We start from the raw sequence: 19026 nt of genomic DNA, 5'->3' as shown, positions 1-19026 counted from the left end.
CATTAAAGAGTCGCTTGATGAAACTAAACTTTAACCTTGAAGATGCAAGCCAGGTGATTATTGGCGCGTTTACCCTAGCGGTTCCGATTTCTTTTTCAGAAGAAGCGTGGGATTTAAGCAAAACATTACCACTAGAAAATGTGGCAATGTTGTTTTTTATTTCTATTTTATTCCTCGGTTTTTTTGCCTATCAAAGCGTATTTCAAAGCGATGTGAAACGCCGAATGTTAGCGTTTATTTTGCGCATTGTATTTGCCTATTTGCTCACCATTTTTGTGGTGGCCTTGGTGCTTTTTACCTTAGACAAACTCCCGTTACAAACCGAGCCATTATTAGCATTTAAGCGATTGATTCTGATAGCGATGCCTGCGTCAATGGGCGCGATTGTCGTCGATAGTTTTGATAAAGAGTAAGACGCAAATCAGCCGCGCGATTGGGCGCTGAAATAAGAAAGCCAGAGGCGGATGTCTCTGGCTTTTTAGTTTCGGATGTACACTGAGCCTATGAGGTTAATCATCCTCGATAAGTCATAGGAATTACGCCAATAACATCACCCCAGATTGTGCGGGCAAGGTTAAGGTTTGGCGCAATAAATCATCGCCACCTAGCCATACATTCAACGGATTAGTGCTCGGCAATTCAATATGGCATTCTTCGGTACTTTTATTAATCGCCACCACACCCAACGGGCTTTCTTCGCTGCCACGTAAAACCACCAATACTTCATCTGTTGATTCCAGAATATGCATAGGCGAGCCATGCACTTGCTTATGAAACTGAATCATCTTGATAAGGCTAGTATCGTGCCAGCTTTGCTCCCAACGTGGGTAGCCTAGTGCATCCAGATCGTTGCTGGTGTTTAAATCGGTATAAATCAACGGCGCACCATTGCGACAACCGAGTAAATAACAATACACCAGTTGTTCTTGTTGTGGCGTCAGCATTTGATTGCGGAAGACATCATTGTTAGGAATATCATGCGTCACTGCAAAGGTAATGGCGCGCTTCTCGTCTAAACATTGCCCTTGCTGGGCTAAATCTAATAACGAGGTCATGCTGTGATCGTATTTAAACACGTCCAATAAACGATGAAATAACGGGAAATCGTAAGCGTCAAAAGAGGTGCTTTCAATAAAAGGCTTTAAGAAGACCTCATACTCAGTTTTTCCTTCACCACCGTCGGTAATGATCTCACCAAATATTTTGACGTCTTCACAGATCTCATCGGTCCATACTTTGGCAATATGCTCTGGTGAAAGGTGTTTCGCTGCATCAATACGAAAGCCTGCTACGCCGAGGTTTTTCAATGCTTTTAAGTAGGCTTGCTGGTGGGCAATGACCGTTTCAGTCGGCGCTAAGGTCGGTAATCCTGGGTCAGTATCGCTGCTGCTTAAACGTCCTTTCTGAACCTCGTTGGCGTCGAGCCAGTTGGTGATAGGAAAAGCAGGCTCAAAATCTTCATCGGTAAACAATGGTTGTGATAAATCGCCGAACAATTTTAATGATTCGAAATGTTCCGCTTTAGCCTGGTAGTCGGCCATTGTTTGTGGATTAGGGTAGGTGAGATCGTCGCGAGCTTGAGACTCATTCGCCATGTGATTAAACACCACATCGACATACAAGGCGATACCATGTTCCGACAAAGCGCGTTGCATGGCGATAAAATCATGAGTGTTGCCGAGTGGGTTATCAATCACGCGATAATCTTGTGGTTGGTACCGGTTCCACCATTCAGAGTGAGCAGGGGACGTCATGGCAGGTGACACTAATACAGAGTCATAGCCTAATTGAGCGATACGTTCGGCTTCGCTGGCCACTTTTTGATACGACCAATCAAAGGCATGTAAAATCACATCGGCAGAAGAAACTGCAGGGTTTGCAGTAGCAGGTTGATTTGTGAATACAGACATAATGCCTCTTTAAATTTATATAGAAAAAGAAAAAACGCACAACGCCAGCATCATTGCCGGCGTTGTGAATTACATTAAAGCGATGGCATTACCACCATGCTTCAGCTTGGATACCAACCGATACTTCATTTGATTGGTTGTTGCCAAAGCGGTTGTCGTTTTTGAAGTCATCAACATAAGAAGCGTAAACACGGATTTCAGGACGCGCCCAGAAGCCAGAGCCCGCAGACCATGCTTGAGCGACGGTGAACTTCGTACCTTCGTTATCAGCGCCGTCGTTACCCCATTGGTTTTCTTCTGTGTAGTAACCAGCTTCAAACTCAGTCTTCATGGTTTCAGACCAGTTATAGATTGGACGCATCACTACGTTAGCAAATTTATGGTCTTCTTTATCACCTTTGTATGAGCTTTGAGCGTACATCACCTGGTGACCAAAGTCCCAGTTCTCGCTTAAATCGACCACACCGAAGTTAATCACACGGAAGCCAGTATCACCATCTGATACCGCAGGGATCCAGCTACCTGAACCTAGCCCAGCCATCCCAGATGCCGCACCGTTAGTCGCAAACTGGAATACCGTTTTGTTGAAGCCACCAAAGAAGTTACCTTGAGTGATCACCGCCGTCGCCATTACGCTGTCTTTAGTATCTAGGTTGAAATCTTCTTGTTCATCGGTTTCATTAACCATGTAGTAGTTTACGCCAAGCTCTAATGACGCATCTTGCCATAAACCTAATCCTGCATAACGTAAGTCAAAATTGTTAACGTTGTAATTTTGCTTATCAGCAACGCCATCACCATCTAAGTCGACACCAATATCGTTACCTAAAGAATCATCACGCATGAAAGCAAACGAGATTTTACCTGGGCCAGCCGTGACATTTTCGATACCGCCGCCAGCGCCACCAGAAGTGTTCCAGTAGTAGAAATCAGTAATATGGATATCTTGACGTTGGTAGTAACGCTTACCCGCCCAAAGGGTTGCTTCTTTATCGAAATCAAATAGGCCTTTCGCTTGAACGTTAAACTGAGCAAGCGCCACATCAGCACCATTGTCATCATCACGCGCCGATTCCCAGCCATTTGAACCATCAGAACCATAAGCAATCATTGAACTTACAATGAACTCTGCACTGTCACCGGCTTTAATAGGGGTTGTATCTAATTGAATTTCGCCGTAAACATCATCTTCGTTACCAAGACGGCCCACTTTATTTCTTTCGTATGACTCATTGGCTCCACCATGAGCACTGACACCAGCACCAGCACGCATATAGCCATGGAAATCAACACCCACCGCCATAGCAGCAGGGGCGAGTAAAGCGGAAGAAACGGCAGCAGCGGTTAAACAAACTTTGAGGGTTTTCATATTAGCAATCCTTTATATTGTTTCATCTTGCTCAACGGTTGGTTATGAACCTATGAGACGATTAAATCTCTGAATGTGTGGCGGCTTTTAGGAGCTTTTATTTGAATCATTCAGCGATGAAGCAATTTTGCGAGAACCGAGGGGGACTAACATCCTCCCAAAACAAGGGCGTAGGGGGAGTAGAGATTAAGGATGAGTGCGAGGATCACACTCTGTGCAAATGAAGACCCTAGAAAGCGCGATTTTGAAGTGAATTAGCCATGTGAAAGCCCAGAAAAATGAGATCGTTCGCTCAAATAACCGGGTTTTGTGAACAGAGTTGGATTTTATGAATTGAATGATGATTTTGTGGTTTTACCCATAAATGAGGGTGAAATGATAGGGGATGTTTAGGGGGAGATTAACCCATGTATGCCTTAAGTTTCGAGTAACCAACCCCATCCAACTTCCCCTTATATCGACTTCTACTGCCAAGTGACATCATCTACCAAGGGGAAGAGCGGATCTTTGGCGCGAAACAGCAAGCGGTCACAAACAACTCCCTTTACCAACGAAAAATACTTGGCATCAAAACTTATAGCCAAGGGAGGGGTGGGGAGGGTTGATGTGAATGACTTATTTTGTGCCTCAAACTGAGTCGCCAGTAACTCTACTGATTATCATTTTCCATATACTTTCTCATGCCAAATATTGCCAATTCTGCATAGCTTGAAATTAGAATAATTGGATTTTTAATTAGAAAACTAGGTATACATGGATCAGAGGTAATATAGCCCCGGTTTGGGTTCGCTCTAGATACTGAGTAAATTTACAGTTGTTTATCATGAGTTGGCTTTGGTGAACTATACGGATTATTTCCGTATTTTATGCTGAGTGAATATGAGATAAATATTACTTTATTAATAAATTTAGCTATTTAGCTTGCTGTTCCAAAAAGTGACTGAGAAAATAGACGGAAAAACTATACGGATTTTTTCCGTCTATTAAATTGTTATAACTTTTATTGGAGTTTGAGTGAGAAATAGAAATCATGAATTGTTAGAAATTCTTGTTGGCTTGATCGGTGATCTAACTATTTCAGTTAGTATAATTCGTGAATATGAAGAAAAGCCTTATATGCACAAACCAGAATTGATAGCTAGTCGACAAAGTATTTGGAGACTGTGTTTTAATTCGATTGTTTTAAACTGTTGCAAGTACGTGGAGTTAAATCGTAAATATTCTCGCGAATTTAATGAAATGACACCTGAGTTGAACAAAATTCGTGGGCAGTATAATAAGTTAATTACTAGCAACAAATCTCTATTGATCTTGCGAGACGACTACGTAGCTCATGTTAACTCATTTAAAACAAAAAAGTGCTTAACGCCTGACGAAGTACAAAATCATATTGTCACTATGATTGGCGGGGGAACGAATGCAGCAGAATTTCTATATTGGATATGCCCTGATGATTATGAGTCATCTAACCCGAATGAAAGTTTAGTAGGGGTAGTGACGCAGCTAAGAGATCTGCTGGTATCAAAGTTATAACAAACATTTAAGAGTGATTCACAACGCTCGGCATTTTTGCTTCTACTGCAAATTTAGTGTTTATGGCACAATGCTTTAGGTTTGGGTGTAGGCGTTGTTCACCCCTTAACGCGGCGTTAGATTTTAAACGAAGTGTAGTGGTTAGGAAAAATAATGAAGTATAGAAAAACTGAAAAGTGGGATGACTTAGAAAACAGCAAAAACCTACTTTTTTTTGCTCAACTATTTGATGAGCTGTTTTTTGATTTCTCTCTCGATACTTATAAGCCATCGTCCATGAACACAAGTTTGTTGTGTGAGGAGGCACTGGAGGTAATCGATGAGATCCAAAAAGGAAATATTAAAGCACCAAATTTACAACATGTTATCGATGAACTATGTGAAAACTTGTCAAGAGATAAGGCTGCAAATGCTCTATTGTCTATCAAGTTAAAACAAATTAACGCTACTCTTCGTGACCCTAAGAAGACGGCTGAAGATAAGAAAATAGTAGTTGAATTAATACTTCGTCAAATTAATCTGAAGCGGTATAAAAAGAAAAACGAAGAACTACTCATCCAAGTAATCAAGGGGGAAGTTGACTTTTCTTCAATCCGATCATTGGCTAGAAGTTACGCAACAACACTATTAAATTTAGGTTTCAGTTCAGAGTATATTGCTGAAACAACACAAAAGTTTTTCCACTACGACAAAAACAGAATTCATGGCAATAGCGCAATCGAGGACTTTATACAAATATTCTGCGATAAGCCAAAACAATATCAAATAGTCTTCCGCTCAACTAAAGATGTTGATCTATATAAAGACTCTTTGAAAGCATTTGGCATCAAATTGGTAAATGACCTGCACGACTTAGATATAGACCATACTAAACATAAGTTTCCTAAGAGCGAAAAAGAAGTATACATATGCGTTTCAGAGATAAAGGCTCGAGACAATTTTTCTGCCAAAAATACCGCTGAAGATACTTTAGAGATGTTGAGCACGATATTTGGTCTATTTCACCACAAACAGCAACTCAGCTGGACTACAGATTGTTTGATTTGGAATGAGACAGATAATGAAGTGAGTAGGTCTCGTATCCGAACAAATGCGATGCATAAATGTAGTGACCAAAAGCCGTCTAGAGCAGCGATACAAGCGAATAGATTTTTGTCAGAATTTGGCTTAGAGAAAAACTCATTTAGAGTGTTTACTAGAGCAGCTGAGCTTCACTCTCTTGCCTTAAAAAGCGATTCCAATGAGAATCAGATGCTAAACTTATGGATTGCTCTTGAATCAATTATTCCAGCTTCTCACGACTCAAATATATCGAACATAGAGCATATTGTTCAGAGCACGATGCCTTTCTTAAATTTAGGCTACTATCAGAGGCTAGTTGCCCGCTTAACAAGTGATCTTTTTAACTGGAATCGCAATCAGACAAAGAAAATTCTAAAGGATATCGAAGGGGATAATCAGGTAATAAAGGTAGCTAAATTGTTATCTTTAGAAGATTATTCCGATAAGCGACAGGAGTTGAAAGACTCTTTTAAAGATTTTCACCTGCTATATGATCGTTTTGAGTATTTAGAATTTATTTATGCGGATCCACAAAATATGCTCAAAGGTTTAAAAAACCATACTATCAGAGTGGGCTGGCAAATTAGAAGGATCTACCGTGCTCGTAACATGATCGTTCATAGTGGTATGACACCGAGTTATATTGAACTTCTTATTGAAAATGTGCATGACTATTTAGACCATATAATAGGGAAAATCATAATGTTAGTGAATGACTCTCAGAAAGTTCTGAGTATCGAGCAGGCATTCAAGTTAACTGATATGACGTACAAAGCTCTGGAAGACACATTATCGAACAAAAAGTTAAAGCTTAAATCAGAACTGATTGAACAGATGTATATATCTTAAAATCTAACAAACGTTTAAGGCGTCAATACACTTTTCTTATCTTGAAATTATGCCACTAAGTGATCTGAGCTAAGAGGCTTCTGTCCAACAATAGTTCGGTGTAACCAACCCCATCCAACTTCCCCTTATGTCGACTTCTACTGCCAAGTGACATCATCTATCAAGGGGAAGAGCTAATCTTTGTCACTTTTACTTTCGCTAATTAAAGTTAATCGCATGTTGTAAGTGGCTTAAAGTCGTTATTAACGGCAGAGTCTAAGTGGGTCAGGAATCGGCTTGTTTAGTGTGAGTCTTGGAAAACTGAGGCAGGTAACACTTGAGTATATGCGGCTAAACAACAAGCGATCACCAATCACTCCCTCCCTTTACCAATGAAAAATACTTGGCCTCAATATTGACAGCCAAGGGAGGGCTGGGGAGGGTTGATGTGAGTGACTTATTTGTGCTCCAAAATCATTCTCAGTCCAGTCGGGTAATGAAGGTTTGCTCATCATCCACAAATGCCACAAAGCCGCCGTGGTAGATAAATACTCGACCGCGTCCCTCAACGAGACACGCAAGCTGTGGGTGCAAATCTTCTTCGTTATCTTGGCTTTGAAAAGTGCCTGTATCGGTGATGACGCCGCTGAGTGAAGGCAAATACCCATAAGTGCGCTTGGCCTGATCAATCAAGCTCAATTCGCTGGTGGTAGAAAAGCAGGAAGGGATCCTACCGGCTTCTTCGATAAATAAAGTTTTCAGCTCTTCAAAAGCGGTAATCACTAGCCAGTCGATGTCGTTAACATGATGAATAAACATGGAGTTTCTCGGTAATTCTGATGCGGAGATTTTATCACTATCAGGGGGATCGTAGTAGAGGGGGAGTGGTTAAAGACGGAGATGCGGTGTTATTTTCGCATACAGTGTTATTTTCGGGTATTTACTCGGCCAACTTGAAACACGTTTTGTACAGAAGCCTGTCAGCCTATTACTGGCAGGTTTCTATCCAAAAATCATGTTCAATTTATCCATTCAGCATTGTTTCTCTTGAGTTTCGAGCCATCAAAGACTACTTAACGAGGCAATCGACACCGTAAGCAACAGAATGGCTCGAACTCCCTAAAAACACACCGATTTTATTGGTTTAAACATTCTTTTCTAACAATCTCAGCGCCAGCACTTAACGCATGGAGTTTGGCGTTCGCAACGTCACGCGAGAGTGGTGCCATACCACAGTTCGTACATGGGTAAAGTTTGTCTGCATCAACATATTTCAGCGCTTCGCGTAGTGTTGCAGCAACCTCTTCTGGGGTTTCAATCGTGTTAGTCGCGACGTCGATAGCGCCGACCATGACTTTTTTGCCACGCACTAATTCAAGTAATTCCATCGGGACATGAGAGTTATGGCATTCGAGGGAAATAATATCGATACTCGAACGTTGTAATTTAGGAAACACTTCTTCATATTGACGCCATTCACTGCCTAGGGTCTTTTTCCAATCCGTATTGGCTTTAATTCCGTAGCCATAGCAAATGTGAACAGCGGTTTCGCACGTTAATCCCTCACTCGCGCGTTCAAGGGCTTCGATGCCCCAATCATTCACTTCATCAAAGAAAACATTAAACGCCGGTTCATCAAATTGAATAATGTCGACGCCAGCCTTAGCCAGTTCTTTTGCTTCTTCATTGAGGATTTTAGCGAACTCTAACGCTAACTCTCTACGGCTCTTATAGTGCGCATCATAAAGGGTATCGACCATTGTCATAGGCCCAGGCAATGCCCATTTGATCGGTTTGTCCGTTTGTGAGCGTAGGAATTTTGCATCTTCAACAAAGACGGATTTTTGTCGCGATACTGGCCCGACGACGCATGGGACTGAAGCCTCGTAACGGTCACGAATTTTGACGGTTTGGCGGTTTTCAAAATCAACGCCATTTAAGTGTTCAATAAAGGTAGTAACAAAGTGTTGTCGAGTTTGTTCGCCATCACTGACGATGTCCGTACTGGCCAGAAGTTGTTCATGCAGCGCGATACGGAGTGCATCTTGTTTACCGTCAATGAGTTCTTGTCCCTCTAATTTCCATGGTGACCAAAGAACTTGAGGTTGCGCGAGCCAAGCCGGTTTAGGGAGGCTACCTGCCGTCGAAGTAGGAAATAATTTTGTCATTAGAATTGCTCGCTGTGTTGGCTAGTTAAGGTGTTGGTGTATTGGGCTGACCACTGCTCAAGAAAATGTTGATAAGGTTTAATGAAGACTTCTTCAACAAACTTTCCTTGTTCAATCGCGAGACGAGTTCGCTCTTCACGATCATAAATAATGCCGGTGACAGAATGGTCATTACATTTCAAATTAGCTTGGTATCGTTCGCTTGCGACAGTATTGGCAAAGTAGATCTCAGGACGATAAATTTTTTGGAAAGTCTCCATCGTGCTGATGGTACTGATCAGCTCTAAATTGGTGTAATCATTCAGTAGATCGCCAAAGAAAAAGAAGGCGAGTGGCGCTACGCAGCCTTTAGGCATGAAATAACGCACTTGTAAGCCCATTTTTTGAAAGTACTGCTCTGTGAGGGATGACTCATTAGGTTGGTATTCAAAACCAAGAATAGGGTGGTGATTATGGGTGCGCTGGTACACTTTACTGTCTGAAACACTCAGGCAAATAACCGGTGGCTTAGCGAAGTTTTGTTTATAAGCTTCTGAGTTAACAAAAGATTTAAATATGTTGCCATGCAGGAGGCCAAAATCTTCAGGTACTGAGAAGCGTGTTTTTCCCTTATTGTGCTCGGCTAAACGGACGCTAAAATCGTAATCACGTACATAAGAAGAGAAATTGTTGCCGACTATTCCCTCGCTGCGCTGGTTAGTTTGATGATCAACGATATAGGTTTTTAACACTTCAATGGATGGGATGACGGCGTCGTTATTTTCCATATTGAGATTGACAGAGATAATCTCTAATTCTACAGAGTAACGGTCACCGCTTTGATTATCCCAGTTCGCTAGGTCATTGAAACGGCGGTTAATCATGGTCAATGTGTTACGTAGGTTTTGTTGACGATGTTTTCCGCGCGCTAAATTGGCAAAATTCGTCGTAATACGTGTATTGTCTGAAGGATGATAATTTTCATCAAGGCAGGTATTGTTGATCGTAAAAGTAAAATTCAAAGTCATGAGCATCATCTTCCATTTTGTCTTTGATGGAATCAAAACCATCTTTGGTGTAAGGCATGATGAATTTATAACGGGTTGGCTACAACTTTAACAATGTTATTACTTAATGTTGATCGTGAAAAAAATTCATGATCGAAATATTTGGAATGAAATACGTTAATGAAAATTCCGTTCTTCTTGATTCTTCTAACCGATCACTCTGCAGGTAACAATCGGCATATTGCGCATTTCAAGTTGTAGGGTAGGCAGCTAAAACAACCTAATGGCAGTGTTTAAGGGGAGTTTTGATATGGCTTAATTGGGATTAATGGTTTATGCCCCAAACGAATTCAGAGCGTAAACGTTGTGACCACACGCTTTAAATTTACTAAGCATTGATCGTATTAATAAAGCCCGTCAGTCGAGATACCAGTTAGTCGCATAAATGACTAAAATCACGAGAGTGACAAGACAGACTAATATCATTGCCATCTTTTTCATGTAGTTTGATCTATCAAATACAACGCCTTTTTCTTCCCTCACCCTTGCTTCTTCATCAAAATGCCATTTAATCGCTAAGTAGCCTCCAATACCTAATACAATAAGCTTAAAAGCTCCAGCAAAGTACGGAAAGATGTTAATCCAACTGCCGTTCATTATTAATCTCCATCCAATTCAATATCGATTTTTCGTTAGCATAATTAAAGGTTTATGCTTTATTTTCCTCAAGAACAGGCGTTCTAGCTAGCGCAAGTCTACTGCTGGCGCAGGTTGCCCACAAGTCTTTGTGTCATACCTGTCATTATTGGTCGTTGGTTTAATGAGTAACATTACTTTCCATTTACCTCACTGACCCATTATTGCCGCTTACGGCGAGTCACCAGATAAATACCACTACATACCAGCATTAACGCGAGTAGGTTTTTCCACTCAAAGACGTTTTCATGCAAGAACAAGGCAGAGAGTAGGCTGCCGAAGATCGGGATTAAAAAGTTGAAGATGGTGATCATGCCAACGGGATTGTGCTTGAGCAGAATACTCCACAGCGCAAAAGCAGCGGAAGATAATAACGCCAAATACATCAGCAATAATACGCTTGAAAAGTGAAACTCACCGCTGCGGCCGCCAGAGAGATAGCCAATCACCAGTAATGCTGCGCCACCAATCGCAAGCTGCCATGCGGTCATCAGCATCGCATCCATTTTTTGTGATAAACGCTTACCGTAAATTGAAGCGGAGGCCAAGAAGAACGCGGCCAGAACAATGGAGCCTTCCCCGGCTAAACTAAATTGAAAATCCAGCAATGAGCTGTGAAAGTTGACGATAAACACGCCAAGAAAACCGATAGTACAACCCAGCGCTTTACGGTGAGTCAGCCGGTCGTTTTGGTAAATGAAATGGGCAAAAATAACACTGAAGAAGGTCCCGGTGGCATTCAATATCGACGCTTTTACGCCCGTAGTGTAAGCCAGACCAATATAAAAGAAGATGTATTGCAACGTGGTTTGGCTCAAGCCTAAGGCGGCGAGTTGGCTGAACTTTGGCAACGTCATATTCATGCTGGGCTTGTTAAGAATACGAGCAATGATGAACAGAAATACTCCCGCAAGGAAGAAACGCTGCCCAGCAAACACCATTTGTGAGGCGACATCATGGGGCTCTATCGACAGTAAAGCATAGCCGGTTTTGATCGCCGGATAAGCACTGCCCCATAAAAGCGTACATAAAATGGCGAGAGAGAAAACGACAGGAAGGCGTGTAAAAACATCGTCGGCAGACGGCTTCATCATAGTACTATCCCTATAAAATTAAGGCGTTACTATAACAAATATTCCGCTGCCAGAGCAGGTCATTTGATGTTAATTTCGTTTGATATAAATTCGCTCTGGACGACCAACTTTGCCATATTCATTTTCGGCGCTAAGTAGGCCATTGGCACTGCAATATTCTAGATAACGTCTGGCCGTTGTTTTGCTGATCCCGACTTCTTGTACGATTTGATCGACAGTAAATTTCACACCTACATTGAGGGAGAAAACGCGCTTAATTTTATCCAGCGTTAACCCTTCGATCCCTTTGGGTAACTGATTTTGTTGTTTCTCTCTTAGTTGCATATTGAACAGCTCATCAATTTGACGTTGTTCTAAGTTCTCGTAGGCTTTCAGGGCGTTATTGAGTGACAGATAACGATCCAATGTTTCTTGCAAACGCAGGTAAGAAACCGGTTTTAATAAATAATCAAAGCAACCTAATTTCATGGCGTCTTTGACGATTTCAATGTCGTCGGCAGCGGTGATCAACACAATGTCAGTCTTACTGGTTGATTTATCGGCCATCAGCTCTCTAAATAAATCAATGCCAGTGCCATCGGGTAAATAATTATCCAAGATGATGAGTTGAGGCTTGTACACTTTTACCATTACACGCGCCATCTGGATGGATTCAGCAATACCGACAGGATTAAAACGTGCGGTTTGGCGCAGCATTTCACTGTGTATTTCTGAGATTCTCTGATCATCTTCCACAATTAATACATCAATTTTTTCCATGTTTTTTCGCCTTAATCATCCTAATAAGAAGGGGGTGGTACTTGGTTGGGAATAAATACCGAGAAAATACACCCTTGAGGGCTAGCATCATCCAGAGTGATAAAACCGTTCGCTTGACTAACGTATTGATGGACGAGATATAAGCCAATGCCATGGTTTTGTTTATCCGGCTTACTGGTAAAGCCTTTTTTCCAAATACGTTGCCATAAATGTGGCTCAATTCCGACGCCATTATCGGTGACTTCAATAACAAGATCGGAACCTGCATCCGACAACAATACGTCCACTATTCGTGAGCTGCTGGCATTTTTTAATGTGCTATCAAACGCATTGTCGATGAGGTTGCCCAATATGGCGCACAGTTCGGTTTCATTGAGTGCGGCGTTTAATTTATTGAGCTGGCAGGTGGGGTCAAATTGCAAATCTATCCCTAACTCTTTTGCTCGTAATGATTTACCCAGTAGCAACCCACCAACTTGAGGAAGGTGAATATTATGCTGAATAAAATCAATGAGCTGTTGCTTGTTGGTGTTCTCTGCGGCAATAAGCTGCAATACGTCATCCACTTTACCCATTTGAATTAAGCCGGAAATGGTCGCTAAACGATTCGAAAATTCATGGCGTAATACGCGCAAGTTATCACTGTATTGCTTGATTTGGGTAAGGTCTGTCGTGAGCGAATAAATTTCGTCTTTTTCTCGAAAACTCACTACCCAGCCAATCAGCTGCTCTTGATGAAATATCGCAATTCGGTTGGCGATCAAATGGTGGCCATTGAGGCGGATCATTTCATCTTTGATGTTGTCATGAAGTGGCTGGCGAAAAAAGAACTCAGTGTGAGAAGCGTATTCAATGATTTGTCGGTTCTTTAAGTAGTGCATATCATATTGAGTACCTAATACTTGGCTTGCCGACTTGTTCATCGCAAGGAAATAGCCACGCTTATCAATGGCAATCACGCCTTCGTAAACCGAACTTAATATCGATTTTTGTAATTTTAAGGCGATAGCGATTTCATCAGGTTCCATGCCATTCATTTGTTTTTGTATATGACGAGAAAACGCCCAAGAGGCGAGCAGCGTTAAAATAAAGATAATCAAGACTTCGAGCAATAAAGGCTGCATATAAACATCAAGCCACTGATCAAAGCGATTAAGTAAGTAGCCTACTGAAACCACACCAATAATGCGCTGTTGGCTATCTAAGATGGGGGTCTTTCCTCGAATACCATAACCTAAACTGCCTTCTCTGAGTGTCACGTAAGACTCTCCACGTTCGAGTGCGCCGGCGTTGTCTCCCCCTTGCATCGGGTGGCCGACTCGTGATGGAACGGGGTGGGCAAGGCGAATGCCATTTTTATCACCGATGACAATAAAGCTGGCATCCGAGATCTTCGCCAATCGTTCAATGTGCGGTTTGATGGCTTGTATATCTCGATTTTTGACTTGTTCAATAAGCTCAGGGTCGGAGGCGATTTCTTGGGCTTGAATTAGAGCTCGTGTGCCGACTTGATGTTTGATTGATTTATAAAGCGTGCTGTCAAAGTGCCAAATCATGACTGCTACTTGAATGAGCAATAAGCCAAACAGCAATAGAAAAACTTTGGTGCGAAAGGATATCTGACTCATTAAAATGCTCTGAGGTTCATGACGGTAAAAAAGAATGTTAATGGAAAGTGGATATTGATGCCGTGATTGTTTTCGTATTTATCACTTTTGGTCATGCGCTAAATGTGAATTGGCAGCAATAAAAAGCGCCCAGACAAATGCTGACTGGGCGAAGTAGGGAAGTGCAAATTGGTTAGAGTATTTATCCTTGGTGTGATTGAAGTGGTTGCTTTGATTTACGATTGCGTAATGCCCCAATCATCGGCAAAACCACGCTTAAGATAATCACCGCTAATAGGATTTGTGAAATGCCAGATTGTGAAAAAATGCTTAAATCTTGATTTGAAATCCTAAATGCTTGGCGGAATGATTGCTCCATTTGGCTACCGACAATCGCCGCTAAGATCATTGGTGCTGTTGGAATATTGGCGCGGCCCATAATCACTCCAGCAATGCCTAAAATGATCAGGATGTAAAAGTCCATCACGGCGGTACTAATGGCATAACAACCCACAAAGGCTAAACCCAGTACAATCGGGTATAAGATTTTAGCTGGAATGGCCAACAAACGAACCAACACACCCGCAAGCGGAATATTCACAATTGCTAAAATGATGTTAGCCACAAACATACTGGCGATAAGCCCCCAAGCGGTATCAGGGTGCTGAGTGAACAATAACGGCCCAGGTTGAATGCCTAACATCAAGAGTGCGCCCATCATCACCGCGGTGGTGCCTGAACCGGGAACGCCTAAAGAAAGCATAGGGATCATTGCGCCGATGGAGGCAGCATTATTGGCCGATTCCGGTGCCGCTAGGCCTTCAATTGCGCCTTTACCAAATTCATCTTTATTTTTAGATAGCTGTTTTTCGTTGTTGTAACACATTAATGAAGCCATGGTGCCGCCTGCACCGGGTAGCGCACCGATAATAAAACCAACTGGGGCACTGCGTAGAATTGGCCATTTTGAACGTTGCCATTCTTCTTTGTTAATCCAGATTTTCTTAAATTCGGTTTGTACATTCTTGCTGCCATCACTGAGGGTTTTAAAGCTTTTGAAGACTTCCCCCATCGCATAAATACCAATGATGACCACTAAGAAATCGATGCCAGTTTGTAGCTCAAGGCTACCGAAGGTAAAGCGCTCTAACCCTGATTGCCCATCAATGCCGACGGTCGAAATAGCCAGCCCGATGCACATGGATAAAAAGCCTTTGAGCATGTTGCCTTTTGACATGGAAACCGTCATAGAGAGCGCCGCTACCATTAATAAAAAGTATTCGGCGGGGCCAAATTTAATGGCAAAGCTTGCAACCGGTTCCGCTAATAATGTCATCAATACGGCAGCAATGGTGCCACCAATTAATGATGCGATAGCGGATATGGCCAGTGCGGCTTCTGCGCGACCTTTCATCGCCATAGGGTAACCATCAAAGGTGGCGGCTAATGCGGCGCCATCTCCTGGGGTATTGATCAAAATTGAACTACGAGAGCCACCAAACATCGCCCCAATATAGACACCCGTCATAGTGATCAAAGAGGCGGTAGGTCCCATTGAAAAGGTCATAGGGAGTAACACAGCGACCCCAGTTGCCGGGCCAAGGCCGGGTAGCATACCAATGACGGTGCCAAGAATGCCGCCTAAGGTAATTAAAAATAGGTAATAAGGCTGCAATGCAACACCGAAGCCGTCCATTAAACTCGCTAAAATATCCGACATGATTTAGCTCCTTTAATTAAATAATGGGAAAGGGGGGAGGTTCACGGATAACAATTCATTAAACGTGATGAATACCCCAAGCGAAAAAGCGACTGCGATGATGGCGTTTTTTTTCCAATGAGTGAGGCCGTTGGTGATAGCGAGCATGGCAAACATGAAAATAAAGGTACTTATGACGTAACCGAGGTGCTCAAACGTTAGGGCATAAATGAAGCAAATCACGCATGTTAGAGCGATCTTACGACGGTTAGCCTTATGTTGTTGGCTTTCATTAAGTAGGGCTTTGATTGCTTGAATTGAAGGACTAATACCCCCTTTTATGACGAGTAAAACGCCAATAAAAATAGCGATAGCAGAAATCGCAAGAGGCATAAAAATCGCTTCAAGCGGGTTACCAAACATCGGCTGAGGTAAGCTATACGCATAGCCACCGTAGGCTAACCCAAAGCTAATGCTGAATAGGCCGGTTAGGCCATCCCAATTGGCTGGCTGTTGTTTAGACATACTTTCACCTTTACCAATAAAACTGAAAAATGGAATTTATAAAAAAGGCTGCGAGCTCACAGCCTTAATCGATTCATAATGAGGTTGTGTGAAGTGAGGCTTATCGGCCAAAGACTTCTTTAATTAAGCCTTTATATTGCTCATTAGTCGTACCAAGGAAGGCGGTAAAATCATGGTCGTTTTGATACGCATCATCCCAACCATTGCGTTTAACCGCGGCTTTCCATTCTGTGGTTTGCACCATTTTTTGAATCGCATTACGCCAATAGGTCACGGCTTGTTCTGGCATGTCTTTAGGGCCAAACAGTCCACGCCAGTTTTCGAACGTCACATCAATGCCTTCTTCTTTCACGGTTGGGATTTTTGCAATTAAGCCTTCGCCAACACGTTTATTTGCGGTTTGAGCCAATGCGTGTAATTTTCCACTTTCGACTAAACCGGCAACATCACCCAGCCCCGTTGAAATTAGGTCAATGTGTCCACCTAATGCTTGAGCGACTAAGCTGCCATCTTGGAATGATACATAATCGATTTGACGTAAGTTTTGTACGCCAGCGGCTTTTGCTACCAGTAAGAATTGAATGTGATCCATTGAACCCGCGGCTGAAGTGCCACCGATTTTGACCGATTTAGGATCTTTTTTAAGGGCATCCATCACTTCTTTAATGGAGTGGTATTTTGAGTTTTCAGGCACCACGAATGCTGCGTAATCGGTGATTAAACGTGCGATCGGCGTTGTATCTTTATAGCTGTATTGAGTTAGGCCAGTTAAGTGAGTGAGCAAAATCGGTGGGGAATAAACGGAAATTAAATCGCCTTTTCCTTTCTGAGTTTGCATGTAAGCAAGGTTGACCGCACCGCCGCCACCAGGGCGATTGATCACTGGCATATTGCTGCTGACGATCCCTGTATCTTTCAGAGTTTTGGCGACCGTACGAATGGTGAGATCCCAGCCACCGCCAGCACCAGATGGTGCCACCATATTGATGGTATGAGGTGGATAAGTATCAGCGTTGGCAGAAGAGAGGGTTGCAACCGACGTTGCCGCCAACATTGCCCCAATAAAGACTTGTTTAAGTTTGATCATTGCTTACATCCTTTTTATGTCCTAATTATCCCTGTTATCACGACACATCTATGGCGAGTGAGTGACGTTATGTTGTAACGGGCATTTATCGTTATGGTGTGCGAGCAATCATTGCTTGTTCGCTTATGGTTTGTTCGCTGGTTGTAATAAAATTAGAAACATTCTGACTAACAACACATTCATTTGTTAATGAAATGTTTCATGGGGTAATGATAGAAGTGATGGCAAATATGAAATGGGAGCAGGAGCAATTAAACACCACAAAAGTATGGTGCTTATGGTTTTTATGAATTTTATTATTTATCCATATGATTTATATATAAAAAAGCCCCAATAGAAATCGCTAATTGGGGCGTAAGGCAGCTCTATAACATTAAAGGGAAATGACGTTGGTTTTACACGCCGCGTTCTTTAAATAGGCGTTTGCATGCACGGCCATCGCTGTGGAATAGGTGGCAGCGATGAGCGGGGATGCCAATTTGGAAAGTATCGCCAGAATCTACATCTAACGTATCGTTTTCACGGTAAATGAAATCGGCGTCGACATGGTCAAGGCTTAAGTAAACTTGGGTTTCATTGCCGAGTTTCTCGACGACCTGAACTTTGCCTTGAATCACTACATCACCTTCACCGCTTGGTAGCAAATGCTCTGGGCGAACACCTAATGACATTCGTGAACCGACTTGTACACTGGTACCATCGACCTGAATCCAGAAAGAGGCCTGGCTAGCCAACTCAACTTTTACGCGCTCTGCTTCGACTTCTTTCACTTGCACGTTAATGAAGTTCATTTTTGGAGAGCCAATGAAGCCGGCCACAAAACGGTTTTGAGGGTAGTGGTATAGCTCTAATGGTTTACCGACTTGCGAAACACTACCACCGTCTAGTACGACGATTTTATCGGCCATGGTCATCGCTTCGACCTGATCGTGGGTTACATAAATCATGGTGCAACCGAGTTTCTTATGCAGCTTCGCGAGTTCAATACGCATTTGTACACGTAGCGCGGCATCTAGATTAGAAAGCGGTTCATCCAATAAGAACACTTCAGGTTGGGCGACGAGAGTACGGCCAATCGCGACACGTTGACGCTGACCACCGGATAGCGCTTTCGGCTTACGTTCAAGTAGGTGACCCAGTTGCAGAATATCTGCGGCATGATCGACACGTGATTTGATTTTGGCTTTGTCTTCTTTTGCCAGCTTTAAACCGAATGACATGTTGTCGAATAAATTTAAGTGAGGGTATAAAGCATAAGATTGGAATACCATGCCTACGCCACGCTCAGACGGTGGAACCTCATTCATTTTGGTCTTGCCGATGAACAGTTCACCAGAAGTAATATCCTCTAGGCCGGCAATACAACGTAGCAGGGTGGATTTACCACAACCGGATGGCCCAACAAAAACAACAAACTCGCCGTCTTGGATCTCTAAATCTACGTCTTTAGAAATGAGGTTGTCTCCATACGCTTTACATACTTTTCGTAGAGTCACACTCGTCATCTGGTCTTCCTTCTGGTTATTTTTTATTGTTTCAATGCCAACCACTCGGTGTTGGAACTCACTCAAACATATTGATTATTCATGCGTTATTTATATTCTTTTAAGAAATATAAAAGGCGACTATGAGAGTTATCTTACCCAAAATATGCCAATAAACCTCATCCTTAATCATTTAATTGTTGGGGGATGAAGGGGGAT

At 42.5% G+C, this 19026-nt stretch carries 16 protein-coding genes; 3 read left to right on the top strand and 13 right to left on the bottom strand.

All coding sequences use genetic code 11. The features are described 5' to 3' along the window. The first annotated feature begins 17 nt into the window (after positions 1-17). Positions 18-413, top strand: a complete 396-nt coding sequence (locus VRUMOI_RS16125; RefSeq protein ID WP_089138557.1) for a DUF2391 family protein — start codon at positions 18-20, stop codon at positions 411-413. 123 nt (positions 414-536) lie between these two features. Here VRUMOI_RS16125 and VRUMOI_RS16120 read toward each other — a convergent pair whose 3' ends face one another. Together VRUMOI_RS16120 and lamB are read right to left on the bottom strand one after the other, a co-directional pair. Further along, the gene (locus VRUMOI_RS16120) at positions 537-1910 is read right to left on the bottom strand and encodes an alpha-amylase family glycosyl hydrolase (RefSeq protein WP_089138531.1); all 1374 of its coding nucleotides are present in this window, start codon (positions 1908-1910) and stop codon (positions 537-539) included. Positions 1911-1998: 88 nt separating this feature from the next. Next, positions 1999-3279, bottom strand: coding sequence for a maltoporin LamB (gene lamB, locus VRUMOI_RS16115; protein ID WP_089138532.1), 1281 nt, complete (start codon positions 3277-3279; stop codon positions 1999-2001). Between the two features lie 1014 nt (positions 3280-4293). On the opposite strand from lamB, the gene VRUMOI_RS16110 reads away from it, so the two are divergent. Both VRUMOI_RS16110 and VRUMOI_RS16100 read left to right on the top strand, forming a co-directional pair. Continuing rightward, positions 4294-4812: a hypothetical protein gene (locus tag VRUMOI_RS16110; RefSeq protein ID WP_089138533.1), complete on the top strand. Its 519-nt coding sequence runs from the start codon at positions 4294-4296 to the stop codon at positions 4810-4812. 153 nt (positions 4813-4965) lie between these two features. Continuing rightward, positions 4966-6723: a HEPN domain-containing protein gene (locus tag VRUMOI_RS16100; protein ID WP_089138534.1), complete on the top strand. Its 1758-nt coding sequence runs from the start codon at positions 4966-4968 to the stop codon at positions 6721-6723. 459 nt (positions 6724-7182) lie between these two features. Here VRUMOI_RS16100 and VRUMOI_RS16095 read toward each other — a convergent pair whose 3' ends face one another. The 11 genes from VRUMOI_RS16095 to malK form a co-directional block, all read right to left on the bottom strand. Next, on the bottom strand, positions 7183-7521 hold the full coding sequence (locus VRUMOI_RS16095) for a cytosolic protein (RefSeq protein ID WP_089138535.1): 339 nt from the start codon (positions 7519-7521) through the stop codon (positions 7183-7185). 317 nt (positions 7522-7838) lie between these two features. Further along, positions 7839-8870 carry a methionine synthase gene (locus VRUMOI_RS16090; protein WP_089138536.1) on the bottom strand — a complete coding sequence of 344 codons (1032 nt, stop codon included), beginning with the start codon at positions 8868-8870 and terminating at the stop codon, positions 7839-7841. Continuing rightward, complete coding sequence (locus VRUMOI_RS16085; protein WP_089138558.1) at positions 8870-9877, bottom strand: DUF1852 domain-containing protein; 1008 nt, start codon at positions 9875-9877, stop codon at positions 8870-8872. Before VRUMOI_RS16085 ends, VRUMOI_RS16090 begins: the two co-directional genes overlap by 1 nt. Before the next feature lie 396 nt (positions 9878-10273). Further along, positions 10274-10513 (bottom strand): hypothetical protein, encoded by a 240-nt coding sequence (locus VRUMOI_RS16080; RefSeq protein WP_089138537.1) that lies wholly within the window; start codon positions 10511-10513, stop codon positions 10274-10276. Between the two features lie 200 nt (positions 10514-10713). Continuing rightward, complete coding sequence (locus VRUMOI_RS16075; protein WP_197712961.1) at positions 10714-11646, bottom strand: DMT family transporter; 933 nt, start codon at positions 11644-11646, stop codon at positions 10714-10716. A 69-nt stretch (positions 11647-11715) separates the two neighbouring features. After that, the gene (locus VRUMOI_RS16070; RefSeq protein WP_089138538.1) at positions 11716-12405 is read right to left on the bottom strand and encodes a response regulator; all 690 of its coding nucleotides are present in this window, start codon (positions 12403-12405) and stop codon (positions 11716-11718) included. A 20-nt stretch (positions 12406-12425) separates the two neighbouring features. Then, positions 12426-14033, bottom strand: coding sequence for an ATP-binding protein (locus VRUMOI_RS16065; RefSeq protein WP_089138539.1), 1608 nt, complete (start codon positions 14031-14033; stop codon positions 12426-12428). A 181-nt stretch (positions 14034-14214) separates the two neighbouring features. Further along, entirely contained in the window at positions 14215-15732 is a 1518-nt protein-coding gene (locus VRUMOI_RS16060) for a tripartite tricarboxylate transporter permease (RefSeq protein ID WP_089138540.1), read from the bottom strand. Positions 15733-15744: 12 nt separating this feature from the next. Next, positions 15745-16236, bottom strand: a complete 492-nt coding sequence (locus tag VRUMOI_RS16055) for a tripartite tricarboxylate transporter TctB family protein (RefSeq protein ID WP_089138541.1) — start codon at positions 16234-16236, stop codon at positions 15745-15747. 100 nt (positions 16237-16336) lie between these two features. After that, on the bottom strand, positions 16337-17323 hold the full coding sequence (locus tag VRUMOI_RS16050) for a Bug family tripartite tricarboxylate transporter substrate binding protein (protein ID WP_089138542.1): 987 nt from the start codon (positions 17321-17323) through the stop codon (positions 16337-16339). Between the two features lie 395 nt (positions 17324-17718). Next, entirely contained in the window at positions 17719-18828 is a 1110-nt protein-coding gene (malK, locus tag VRUMOI_RS16045) for a maltose/maltodextrin ABC transporter ATP-binding protein MalK (RefSeq protein ID WP_089138543.1), read from the bottom strand. Positions 18829-19026: the final 198 nt, after the last annotated feature.

Source organism: Vibrio rumoiensis (assembly GCF_002218045.2).
GTDB lineage: Bacteria > Pseudomonadota > Gammaproteobacteria > Enterobacterales > Vibrionaceae > Vibrio > Vibrio rumoiensis.
Note: the sequence above shows the minus strand (reverse complement) of the source record. Positions and strands in the feature narration are given on the sequence as shown.